The sequence below is a fragment of the Arthrobacter sp. Soil_C_60 genome, from assembly GCF_057656375.1.
The window spans coordinates 407896-420009 of the sequence record NZ_JBDGKM010000004.1; the positions used below are offsets into that span (position 1 = coordinate 407896).

9 protein-coding genes are annotated in these 12114 nt (G+C 62.8%); 1 reads left to right on the plus strand and 8 read right to left on the minus strand.

Going from position 1 to position 12114, the window contains the following annotated elements:
* Window positions 1-18: 18 nt before the first annotated feature.
* The 6 genes from ndk to AC3A4M_RS11645 all read right to left on the minus strand — a co-directional run bounded on the left by ndk (window position 19) and on the right by AC3A4M_RS11645 (window position 7081).
* On the minus strand, window positions 19-435 hold the full coding sequence (gene ndk / locus AC3A4M_RS11620) for a nucleoside-diphosphate kinase (protein WP_498731550.1): 417 nt from the start codon (window positions 433-435) through the stop codon (window positions 19-21).
* Window positions 436-505: 70 nt separating this feature from the next.
* Window positions 506-973: a DUF4233 domain-containing protein gene (locus AC3A4M_RS11625; RefSeq protein WP_498731551.1), complete on the minus strand. Its 468-nt coding sequence runs from the start codon at window positions 971-973 to the stop codon at window positions 506-508.
* Window positions 974-976: 3 nt separating this feature from the next.
* Entirely contained in the window at window positions 977-2329 is a 1353-nt protein-coding gene (locus AC3A4M_RS11630) for a bifunctional folylpolyglutamate synthase/dihydrofolate synthase (RefSeq protein ID WP_498735882.1), read from the minus strand.
* Window positions 2326-5613 carry an isoleucine--tRNA ligase gene (gene ileS, locus AC3A4M_RS11635; protein WP_498735884.1) on the minus strand — a complete coding sequence of 1096 codons (3288 nt, stop codon included), beginning with the start codon at window positions 5611-5613 and terminating at the stop codon, window positions 2326-2328. The genes AC3A4M_RS11630 and ileS overlap by 4 nt, the downstream gene beginning before the upstream one ends.
* A gap of 346 nt (window positions 5614-5959) precedes the next feature.
* Window positions 5960-6703 carry an SDR family oxidoreductase gene (locus AC3A4M_RS11640; RefSeq protein WP_498735885.1) on the minus strand — a complete coding sequence of 248 codons (744 nt, stop codon included), beginning with the start codon at window positions 6701-6703 and terminating at the stop codon, window positions 5960-5962.
* 18 nt (window positions 6704-6721) lie between these two features.
* Window positions 6722-7081, minus strand: coding sequence for a DUF488 domain-containing protein (locus tag AC3A4M_RS11645; protein ID WP_498735886.1), 360 nt, complete (start codon window positions 7079-7081; stop codon window positions 6722-6724).
* Window positions 7082-7183: 102 nt separating this feature from the next.
* Between AC3A4M_RS11645 and valS the strand changes: the two genes are divergently transcribed.
* Window positions 7184-9805 carry a valine--tRNA ligase gene (valS, locus tag AC3A4M_RS11650; RefSeq protein ID WP_498735887.1) on the plus strand — a complete coding sequence of 874 codons (2622 nt, stop codon included), beginning with the start codon at window positions 7184-7186 and terminating at the stop codon, window positions 9803-9805.
* Between the two features lie 294 nt (window positions 9806-10099).
* Here valS and AC3A4M_RS11655 read toward each other — a convergent pair whose 3' ends face one another.
* Together AC3A4M_RS11655 and clpX are read right to left on the minus strand one after the other, a co-directional pair.
* Window positions 10100-10720 (minus strand): mycothiol-dependent nitroreductase Rv2466c family protein, encoded by a 621-nt coding sequence (locus tag AC3A4M_RS11655; protein WP_498735888.1) that lies wholly within the window; start codon window positions 10718-10720, stop codon window positions 10100-10102.
* 55 nt (window positions 10721-10775) lie between these two features.
* Entirely contained in the window at window positions 10776-12068 is a 1293-nt protein-coding gene (gene clpX / locus AC3A4M_RS11660; protein WP_498735889.1) for an ATP-dependent Clp protease ATP-binding subunit ClpX, read from the minus strand.
* Between the last annotated feature and the right edge of the window lie 46 nt (window positions 12069-12114).

The window sequence follows — 12114 nt, forward strand, 5'->3', positions numbered from 1 at the left end:
AGACCGGCTGCGGGAGGTTCAGCTGAACCAGATACCGATCTCGCGCTCGGCGGATTCAGGCGAATCCGAGCCGTGGACGAGGTTCTGCTGGACCTTCAGGCCCCAGTCACGTCCGAGATCGCCCCGGATAGTCCCCGGTGCCGCCGCCGTCGGTTCCGTGGATCCGGCCATCGAACGGAAGCCCTCGATCACGCGCTGCCCTTCGAAGACAGCTGCCGCAACCGGCCCGCTGAGCATGAACTCCACCAGCGGCTCGTAGAACGGCTTGCCGACGTGCTCGGCGTAGTGCTGCTCCAGCAGCTCACGGGTTGCGTTGACCAGTTTCAGCTCGACGAGCTTGTATCCCTTGGCTTCCACCCGGGCCAGGATGGTTCCGGTCAGCCCGCGGGTCACACCGTCCGGCTTGACCAGTACAAGAGTGCGTTCAACGCTCACGTTTTCTTCTCCTCAAATCGCTTCAGTTCTGGCTCGAGAGCCCGTTCAATCCTATGCGACGCCGCCGGGGCTAGCCTTCTGCTGCCTCCGGCCCCGGCTGCGGCCTCTCTTCCGGGTGGGTTCGTTCCCATTCGGCTTGTTCGGCGTCGCGCTGGGCATTCTCCCGGTCCAGCCGCATGCCCGTCCTGACGCCGTACCACCATGTCAGCGCGAACAACACGCCGACGACAAACATCATCGGCTCGACGAACCCCGTGGCGATGATCAGCAACTGCAGGATCCAGCCCAGGGCTATTCCGGCCGGCTTGCGGACCAGCGCGCAGCACAGGACCAGCACCAGGGCCAGCGCAATGCCGACGCTGAGAATCACCGGCTGCGGGAAGCGGTCCTTGTGCAGCCCGAAAGCCACGAGGGTCCCGAAGAACACGACGAAGGCCTCCAGCAGGAGCACCGTCGAGGCGAACATGACCTTGATGGAACGCCGCTTCTTCGGCATATCCGGACGCCATTCACGTTGTGCTTTTGTCAGTTTTGCCATGTGTTATTTTCCCAGCAGTATGCGTGCATCGGCGACCAAGGTGATGGAACCCGTGATCAGGACTCCGCCGGCGAGATCGTTCTGCGCTTCGGCCCGTTCCACCGCCCATTCGATCGCGTCGTCCAGCTTCTGGGCCACGTGGATGGAATCTTCGGCAAAGCCGGCAGCCATCGCATCCTCCGCCAACTGCTCCGCAGGGATGGCGCGCGGCGAGTTGGACACCGTCACGCAGATCTCGTCCACCAGTTCGCCCAGGTGTTCCTTGAGCTGCTCAAGCAGGCCGATGGCATCTTTTTCCTGCAGCACACCGACGATCGGCACCAGCCGCGAGAGGTTGAAGGCCTCTTTCACCGCGGCGGCCGTCGCGCGCATGCCGTCCGGGTTGTGGGCGGCATCGACAATGACGGTGGGCGCGGTTCGGACCACTTCGAGGCGGCCCGGCGAGGTGACCTGGCTGAACCCTTCGCGCAGCAGGTCGATGTTCAGTTCCTTCACGCCGCCGCCCAGGAACGCCTCAAGGGCTGCCACCGCAACTGCAGCATTCTGCGCCTGGTGTGCCCCGTGCAGCGGAAGCAGCAGGTTTTCGTAGCGCCCTGCCAGACCGGCGATGGTTAGCTGCTGGCCGCCGACGGCCATGAGCCGGGACTCGACGCCGAATTCGACTCCTTCGAACCGGAACGGCACGCCCACGTCACGGGCTTTCTCCAGCAGCACCTGGGCCGCATCGGCCGGCTGGGCCGCGCTGATCAGGAAACTGCCCGGCTTGATGATCCCGGCTTTCTCCAACGCGATCTCTTCGGTGGTCTCCCCCAGCAGGTCCGTGTGGTCCAGCGAGATCGGGGTGATGACGGAAACCTGGCCGTCGATCACGTTGGTGGCATCCGTGATGCCGCCCAATCCTACTTCAATGACCGCCACCTCGACCGGTTCGTCCGCAAAAACGGCGATCGCCAGAATGGTGACGCACTCGAAGTAAGTCAGCCGCGGTTCGCTCGCAGCAGCCAGTTCGGTATCGACGATTTCGAGATAGGGACGGATTTCATCCCAAATGCGCACGAAGGTCTCGTCCTTCACCGGCTCGCCGTCAATGCTGATCCGCTCGGTCACCTTGGTCAGATGCGGGCTGGTGTAGCGCCCGGTCCGCAGACCATGGGCGCGCAGTCCCGCTTCGATGATCCGGGCCGTCGACGTCTTGCCGTTGGTACCGGTCAGGTGGATGCTGGCGAACGCCTTGTTCGGCTCCCCCAGGATCTCCATCGCCCGGTAAAGGGGCTCCATCCGTGGCTCCATCTTGTTTTCCGGAGCACGGCTGAGCAGTTCTGCGTAGACACTCTCTACACCGAATTCGTCGCTCATGATTTTCCCTCTACCTTCTCGACAGTGACTTCCTGGCCGTTGTCCGAAGGCACCAACACCAGCTCGACGGTCAGTGTTTCTTCGGAGACCAGCGACTCATGGGTGCCCAGGGCATCCAGCACCGCCTGCTCTGCGCTGACCGTGGTGCGGATCCTGTCGCTGACCACCAGGTCGGCGTCCTTGCGGGCTTGCTGGATGGTACGGACAAAGTCGCGGGCCACACCCTCGGCTTCCAGATCCGGGGTCACTTCCGTGTTCAGCACCACGAAACCGCCGCCGGGCAGTACCGCGACGGAGGCAGAACCTCCACCGGCGCTGTCCGTGACGACCGTTTCCAGCGTGTATTCCTGCGGCTGGAGTTCCAGTCCGCCGGCGGTGACCATACCGGCGTCGTCCACGGACCACTCTCCGGATTTGGACGCCTTGATGGCGGTCTGGACATCCTTGCCCAGCCGCGGACCGGCGGCCCGGGCATTGACCACAAGCTTCTGCTCGATGCCGAACTCCTCGGGGGAAGCGGTACCGGCGTCGATCAGGCGGACGGACTTGATGTTCAGCTCGTCCTTGATGATGTCCTCGTATCCGCCGGCCAGCTCTTCGGCACCGGCGGCGACGACGGTCAGTTCGGACAGCGGCAGCCGCACCCGCAGGTTCGCTGCCTTGCGCAGGCTGGAACCCGCGGAGCAGATGATCCGCGTGCTTTCCATCCGGGTGACCAGGTCCTCCTTGGCCGGGAACATACCGGCGTCGGGCCATTCGGCAAGGTGCACCGAGCGGCCTCCGGTGAGGCCGCGCCAGATTTCCTCCGTCACCAGGGGAAGCAGCGACGCGGCGGAACGGCACACCGCTTCGAGGCAGGTGAAGAGCACGTCGAACGCGTCCTGGTCCTCATCGAAGAACCGCTGGCGGCTGCGGCGCACATACCAGTTGGTCAGCGTGTCCAGGTACTCGCGCAGCGCATCGCAGGCTCCTGAGACGTCGTAACTGTCCAGGCTCTCCGTGATGGAGCGGACCAGGTCGCCGGTATGGGCCAGGATGTACTGGTCCAGGGAGTCCAGGGACTCGATCCGTCCGGTGTCGCCGGCAACGGATTTCGCCTCGTAGCCGGCTCCGTTGTCCGCGGTGTTGGTGTAGAGCTTGAAAAAGTGCCACACGTTCCATAGCGGCAGGATGACCTGGCGGACGCCGTCGCGGATGCCCTGTTCGGTGACGATGAGGTTACCGCCGCGCAGGATCGGCGAGGACATCAGGAACCAGCGCATGGCGTCGGAACCGTCGCGGTCCAGCACCTCGGAGACATCCGGGTAGTTGTGCAGGCTCTTGGACATTTTCTGCCCGTCCGAACCGAGCACAATGCCGTGGCTGATCACGTTGCGGAACGCCGGCCGGTCGAAGAGTGCGGTAGCCAGGATGTGCAGGGTGTAGAACCAGCCGCGGGTCTGGCCGATGTACTCGACGATGAAGTCACCCGGGTTGTGGTGCTCGAACCAGTCCTGGTTCTCGTGCGGGTAGTGGACCTGGGCGTACGGCATCGAACCCGAGTCGAACCAGACGTCCAGCACATCCTCCACGCGGCGCATGGTGGACTTGCCGGTGGGGTCGTCCGGATTGGGCCGGGTGAGTTCGTCGATGAAGGGCCGGTGCAGGTCCGGCTCGCCCGCCTCGTTCAGCGGCAGCCGGCCGAAGTCGGCTTCAATCTCGGCCAGGGAGCCGTAGACGTCCTGGCGCGGGTAGTCCGGGTTATCCGATTCCCAGACCGGAATGGGGCTGCCCCAGTACCGGTTGCGGCTGATGGACCAGTCGCGGGCGTTTTCCAGCCACTTGCCGAACTGTCCGTCCTTGACGTTGTCCGGGATCCAGTTGATCTGCTGGTTCAGCTCAACCATCCGGTCCTTGATCTTGGTGACCTCGACGTACCAGGACGAGATGGCGCGGTAGATCAGCGGGTTGCGGCAACGCCAGCAGTGCGGGTAGCTGTGCTCGAAGCTGGCCTGGCGGACCAGCCTACCCTGGGCCTTGAGGACACGGGTGATCGGCTTGTTGGCCTCGAAGACCTGCAGCCCGGCGATCTCCGAGAGCGGCCCCTCGCTGAAGTAGGGCAGGAACTTGGCGCCTTCGTCCACGGAAACGATAACGGGGATGCCGTGGGCTTCGCAGACCCTCTGGTCGTCTTCACCGTAGGCCGGAGCCTGGTGCACCAGACCGGTACCGTCGGTGGTGGTCACGTAGTCCGCCACGACGAAGCGCCAGGACGTCCCGGTGCCCCATTTTTCGGCGTCCGTGTAGTAGTCCCACAGCGGTTGGTACTGCAGGCCGTCCAGCTGGGCGCCGGTGTAAGTTGCGGTGACAGCGTCGGCTGCGGCAGCGCCGTCGTCGTACCCCAGGTCCTTGGCGTAGCTGCCCAGCAGGTCCTGCGCGATGAGGAACTTATCCCCCTCGGCGGTGCTGCCGTTGGGGCCAACGGGGACCACGGCGTAGGTGATTTCAGGCCCGACGGCGAGGGCCTGGTTGGTAGGCAGGGTCCAGGGCGTGGTGGTCCAGGCCAGGGCGTTGACGCCGGCCAGCTCGGTGCTGAGCGCGCTTTCACCCGCGATGATCGGGAAGGTCACGGTGACCGTCTGGTCCTGGCGGTTCTTGTAGACGTCGTCGTCCATGCGCAGCTCATGGTTGGACAGCGGCGTCTCGTCCTTCCAGCAGTAGGGCAGCACGCGGTAGCCGCTGTAGGTCAGGCCCTTTTCATGCAGCTGCTTGAACGCCCAGATGACCGACTCCATGTATTCGACATTGAGCGTCTTGTAGTCGTTCTCGAAGTCCACCCAGCGGGCCTGGCGGGTCACGTAGGCCTGCCACTCGCTGGCATACTTCATCACCGAGGTGCGGCAGGCATCGTTGAACTTGTCGATGCCCATGGTTTCGATCTGCTGCTTGTCGGTCATGCCGAGCTGCTTCATCGCCTCCAGCTCGGCGGGCAGGCCGTGGGTGTCCCAGCCGAAACGGCGTTCAACCCGCTTGCCGCGCTGGGTCTGGTACCGGCCGACAATGTCCTTGACGTAGCCGGTCAGCAGGTGACCGTAGTGCGGCAGGCCGTTGGCAAAGGGCGGGCCGTCGTAGAACACGAACTCGTTGGCGCCGTTTTCGCCGGCGTCGCGCTGGTCGATCGAGGCCTGGAAGGTGCCGTCTTCTTTCCAGTACTTGAGCACCAGTTCCTCGATCTCCGGGAATTTCGGGGAGCTCTGGGCAGCGGCTGCGCCGGCGGTGGTGGCCTTGGGATAAATCTGGGGCATATTCGTCATCCTGGAAAGACAGCTAGCAAGCGTGGACACTTCCTGCGAGGACGTGCTCTGAACCAAGCAGCCGTGCCAGTTGTCTCAACTAACCCGGCGGCCGGGAGCGGAACCCGCGGTACCACCTCACTTGCTGACCTCCCCGGGCTCCTCGCGGAACCTGAAGGGGCAGCCCCTCATTCACTGCTGTGACGGGCTTACCCGTCCGGTTCTACTGGGTGCCGCGCCGGTTGGCATGGAACTGTTCTTCCGGAAGCTCACCGGTGATGGCCGGGTCCAAGCTGTTGCCTTCCAGTTTAGATGGCTGCGGCCTCCAATGTCGAAACATCGGCGGCCTGGTGGCGCTTCAGCCCCGGATCAGCTTGTGTGCCGCTGCCTGCGCGACCGGCCGGATGACTACCTGGTCCAGATTGACGTGATGCGGCAGATTCAGTGAATAAGCGACGACGTCGGCTACATCAGCGGCGACAAGCGGCTTGTCCACGCCCTGGTAGACCTTGTCCGCCGCGGCCTTGTCCCCGCCGAGCCGGTTGAGCGAGAACTCCTCGGTGCGGACCAGACCCGGGGCGATCTCGATTACGCGCACGTTGTGTTCTGCCTCTTCGAGCCGCAGGGTATTCGCCATCGAGTGCTCTGCAAACTTGGCCGCCACGTATCCGCCGCCGTTTTCGTAAGCCGCCAATCCCGCCGTCGAGGTCAGCAGCAGCACAGAACCTTCGCCGTTTTCGCGCAATGCTGGGAGGAAGCCCTGGATCATGCGCAGCGTGCCGAGGACGTTGACGTTGTACATGTGCTCCCAGTCGGCCAGCTTGCCCTCAAGCATCGATTCCGCGCCGAAGGCACCGCCGGCGATATTAACCAGCGCGTCGATTCCGCCGGTTGCCAGCACATCCTCGACCAGACGGTCCACGGAGGCAGCATCGGTAATGTCGGCGGCATAAGCCGTGGCCCCGGTTTCGGCGGCCAGCTCTTCGAGCCGCTCCGCCCTGCGCGCAACAGCGATCACATCCCAGCCACTGCCACCCAGCGCCCTCACTGATGCCTCGCCGATGCCTGAACTTGCCCCGGTCACTACTGCACGTTTGGTCACAGAACCAGCCTAAACAGGTCAGGAGCGCAATTTCGCTATTAAGTACTCGTGTAACACAGCCGCTTGGTTGTGCTCTTCGTCCTTGGCACCGAAGAGCAATGTCATCTGGCCGTGCTTCCCTGCGGCGTCGATCAGAACCTGGACAGCATCGGACTGCCGCAGCTCCTTGCGGTAGGCGCGGGCAAAATCATCGAATTTCTCCGGATCGTGGCCGAACTCTTTGCGGAGCCTGTCGGAGGGACCGACGTCTTTAAGCCATAGATCGATGTGCGCGTCGTCCTTCTTGATGCCCCGGGGCCACAGCCGGTCCACCAACACACGGTAGCCGTCCGCCGGTTCGGCTTCTTCATAGATGCGTTTGATCCGGATGCTTCCCATAGCCGCATGCTACGCCGGACAGCGCACTTCCGGCAGGAGCCTTGTGAGCAGACCCATACCGCGGATATGAATCCCCTCCTGCCGTCATGGGAGAATGACCCCATGGCTGAACATGAACCGGGCACAGACACGCCCGCAACCGTAAACGTCCCCGACAAGCCGGCCCTCGAGGGCCTTGAGGCTGTCCTCACCCAGCGGTGGCGCGAGGAAGGAACCTACAAGTTCAATCCGGACACTACCCGGGAACAGGTCTACTCGATCGACACTCCCCCGCCGACCGCGTCGGGTTCGCTGCATGTGGGCCACATGTTCTCCTACACGCAGACCGATGTTCTGGCCCGCTTCCAGCGCATGCAGGGCAAGAACGTTTTCTATCCGATGGGCTGGGATGACAACGGCCTGCCCACCGAACGCCGCGTGCAGAATTTCTACGGTGTCCGCTGCGACCCGTCCGTGCCGTACAACCCGGATTACCAGCCGCCGGCGAAGCCCGCAAAGAACCAGCGTGATTTCGACGTCGTGTCCCGGCGGAACTTCATCGAGCTCTGCGAGGAGCTTGCCGTCGAGGACGAAAAGGTCTTCGAAAACCTCTTCACCACGCTCGGCCTGTCCGTCGACTGGGAACTGACCTACCGGACCATCGACGACGTCTCCCGTGCCGTCTCCCAGCGTGCCTTCCTGGCGAATCTGACCGCCGGCGACGCCTACATGGCCGAAGCCCCGACGCTTTGGGACGTCACGTTCCGCACTGCGGTTGCCCAGGCGGAACTCGAAGACCGGGAAATGCCCGGGGCGTACTACCGTTATGCCTTCGAAACGCCGGACGGCGAAAAGATCCATATCGAAACCACCCGGCCCGAACTGCTGGCCGCTTGTGTGGCACTCGTTGCCCACCCCGACGACGAGCGCTACCAGCCGCTGTTCGGTACGAAGGTCAAATCCCCGTTGTTCGGCGTCGAAGTAGAGGTCAAGGCCCACCCGCTGGCCAAGCCGGACAAGGGCGCCGGCATTGCCATGGTCTGTACCTTCGGCGACCTCACCGACGTCACCTGGTGGCGGGAACTGCAGTTGCCTACCCGGGCCATTGTGGGACGGGACGGCCGCATCGCCGCCGAAACTCCGGAATGGATCACTTCCGAAGAGGGCAAGGCAAATTACGCCGAGATCGCCGGCAAGACTGTCTTCTCCGCCAAGGAGAAGGTCGTCGAACTGTTGGACGCTGCCGGAGAACTGGACGGCGAGCCGAAGAAGATGTCCCACCCGGTCAACTTCTACGAAAAGGGCGACAAGCCGCTCGAGGTCGTCACGTCTCGCCAGTGGTACATCCGCAACGGCGGCCGCGACGCCGACCGCCGGGAGCGGTTGATCGGCCGCGGCCGGGACATCGAGTTCCATCCGGCCTTCATGCGTTCCCGCTACGAAAACTGGATCGAAGGACTTAACGGTGACTGGCTGGTCTCCCGCCAGCGTTTCTTCGGGGTTCCAATCCCGGTCTGGTACCCCTTGGATTCCGCAGGGAACCCGGAGTACGACAATCCCGTGCTGCCGGCGGACGAAATGCTGCCAGTGGATCCGGCAGCGGAAGCAGCCCCGGGTTACGACGAATCCCAGCGCGACGTTCCCGGCGGCTTTACCGGAGACGCCGACGTACTGGACACCTGGGCGACGTCCTCGCTGACACCTCAGATCGTGGGTAAGTGGAGCCGCGACGAAGAGTTCTTCGGTAAGGTCTTTCCGTTCGACCTGCGTCCGCAAGGCCACGACATCATCCGCACCTGGCTCTTCTCCACTGCAGTGCGTGCGGACGCGCTCAACAACTGTGCACCGTGGAAGCATGCCGCGATCTCCGGCTGGATCCTGGACCCGGACCGCAAGAAGATGTCCAAGTCCAAGGGCAACGTCGTGGTTCCCACGGATGTCCTTGAGCAGTTCGGTGCCGATGCGGTGCGCTACTGGGCTGCTTCGGCCAAGCTGGGCGCAGACACGGCCTACGAAATCGCACAGATGAAGATCGGCCGCAGGCTGGCCATCAAGCTGCTCAACGCCTCCAAGTTTGTACTGAATCTGGGGGCCACCGAAACGTCGGTCATCTCCTCCGACGCATCGGTGATCACCAACCCGCTGGACAAGTCGCTGCTGGGCCAGTTGGCCGATGTGGTCGAGCAGGCTACCGCGGCATTCGAGAAGTACGACTACGCCCGGGCGCTCCAGATCAGCGAGAGCTTCTTCTGGTCCTTCACCGACGATTATGTCGAGCTGATCAAGGACCGTGCCTACGGCGGCGCCGGTGATGCGGAGCAGGCAAGTGTGCTGGCGACGCTGGCCACAACCCTGGACGCCCTCCTGCGACTCTTCGCGCCCTTCCTGCCGTTCGCTACGGAGGAAGTGTGGGGATGGTGGCGCGCAGGTTCCGTCCACCGCACCGAATGGCCGACGACGGCGGCGCTGTCCGGCATCGCCGCGGACGCCGACAAGGATTTGCTCGGCACGGTCGGCCTGGCCCTGGGCGGTATCCGGAAGGCAAAGTCCGAGGCCAAGGTCAAGCAGCGTACCGAGGTCGTGACTGCTTTGATCAGCGGATCCGCGAAGCAGGTGGCACAGCTGGAAGCCGGTCTGGGCGATCTGAAGGCTGCAGGCAACGCCAATGAGCTGAAGCTCACGGAAGCCGACGGTGAACTAACCGTCTCCGGCGTCGAACTCGCCGCGGCTGAAGAGCCGGCGTAACCGGCCGTAAACGAGGGGAAGCCCCATCAGCGTTTAGCCGTTGGTGGGGCTTCGACTCGATGATTCATGTAGTGACATTCAGAATCTCCCGAACTCCGCAGAACTTCAGGTCTTCCAAGCCTTGTCACTGGCTGGCAGTTGGTGGAACTGAGTCCATTCAACTTGTCTCTGAATCTTTGGTGTTCGTTCCCGCATCTTTTGGGGGATGCGTATAAATATTTATACTCCCCCGCAAGCCGACACGCCAGAGGCATCCGGAATTTTTTCCCGCGCGACCTCCGGCGTGCCGTTGCTTTAGTTGAACTCGGGACTGGTCGTGCGGGAGCGCTTGATCTCGTAGAAGTGCGGGAATTCCGCCAGCGCTACGGCTCCGTCGAAGATCCGGCCCGCGGCATCTCCGCGGGGAATCCGGGTCAGCACCGGTCCGAAGAAGGCGGTTCCGTTGAAAGCGACTACCGGGGTTCCGACCTCGTCGCCCACCAAGCCGATGCCTTCCTCATGGCTGGCACGCAGCTGCTCGTCATACTCATCGGAGGTGGCAAATGCCGCCAGATCCGCTGGAAGGCCCACCTCCGCCAGCGATGCCGTGATGACGGCTTCAATGTCCTTGTTGTCTTCATTGTGGATGCGGGTGCCCATGGCGTCGTAGAGCCGCTTGACGTAGTCGGCTCCGTGCAGTTCCCGCGCGGCAATGATGACACGGACCGGACCCCAGGCGGTCTTCAGGAATTCCTTGTAGTTGTCGGGCAACTCATCCCGGCCATCGTTCAGTACGGCCAGGCTCATGACGTGCCAGTCCACCTTGACCTCACGGACCTTTTCAACCTCAAGCATCCAGCGTGAAGTGATCCAGGCGAACGGGCATGCGGGGTCGAACCAGAAGTCAACGGTCGATGGTGAGTTGTTGTCGGACATACTTGGAACTCCTTATTGTGGAAACACTTGTGGTACCAAAATGCGCAACCCGGAATCAGGCGGATTTGTTCCGGCGCAGGGCAGCAACGTCCTGCGGGATCAGGATGGGATTGCCTTTACCCTTGATGACGTCGCCGGTAATGACCACGGAAGCGATATCCTGCCGGCTCGGTATCTCGAACATCACCGGCTGCAGCGCTTCTTCCACAATGGCGCGTAGTCCACGGGCACCTGTACCCCGCTCGAGGGCGAGTTCCGCCACCGCTTCGAGGGCCTCGGGCTCAAATGTAAGTTCCACGCCGTCGAGGTGGAACATCTTCTGGTACTGCTTGATCAGTGCGTTCTTTGGCTCTGTCAGGATCTGGATCAGTGCCGGACGGTCCAGTTTCGATACCGAGGTGATCACCGGCAGGCGTCCGATGAATTCCGGTATCAGTCCGAACTTGAGCAAGTCCTCAGGCATGACCTGCCCGTGGCTGTCCATGTCCTTAGAAACCTCGCGCAGTGCGGCGCCAAAGCCGACTCCCTTGCCTCCGGACCTGCTGTCAACGATTTCCTCGAGTCCGGCGAAGGCGCCGGCCACGATGAAGAGCACGTTGGTCGTATCGATCTGGATGGCTTCCTGCTGGGGTTGCTTCTTGCCGCCCTGCGGCGGAACGGAGGCGACGGTCCCCTCCAGGATCTTCAGCAGTGCCTGCTGGACACCTTCACCGGAAACGTCGCGGGTGATGGAAGGGTTCTCGCTCTTGCGCGAGATCTTGTCGATCTCGTCAATGTAGATGATCCCCTGCTCGGCCTTCGTGACATCATAGTCAGCGGCCTGCAGAAGCTTTAGCAGAATGTTCTCGACATCTTCGCCGACGTAGCCGGCCTCGGTCAGGGCCGTCGCGTCGGCTATGGCGAACGGGACGTTGAGACGGCGTGCCAGGGTCTGCGCGAGAAAAGTCTTGCCGCAGCCCGTCGGGCCCACTAGCAAGATATTGGATTTGCCGACCTCGACGTCATCCAGGGTGCCGGCGTCTGCGGATTCAGGAGAAGCTTCGGATACCGGAGCCGGCTGGGTACGTTTGTAGTGGTTGTAGACCGCAACAGCCAAGGCGCGCTTCGCAGGCTCTTGCCCGATGACGTACTCCTGCAGGGACTCGAAAATCTCCCGCGGTTTGGGCAGTTCGAAGCCGACAGCCTCGGCCGCTACCGAAAATTCTTCCGCGAGCATCTCGTTGCACAGCTCGATGCATTCGTCACAGATGTAGACCCCGTGGCCCGCGACCAGCTTCCGGACCTGTTTCTGGCTTTTGGCGCAGAAAGAGCATTTGAGCAGGTCGCCGTTTCCACCAATGCGGGCCATATTCCGTCCTCTACCTGGTCATCTGTCTGGATTGTGCGGCGCCCGT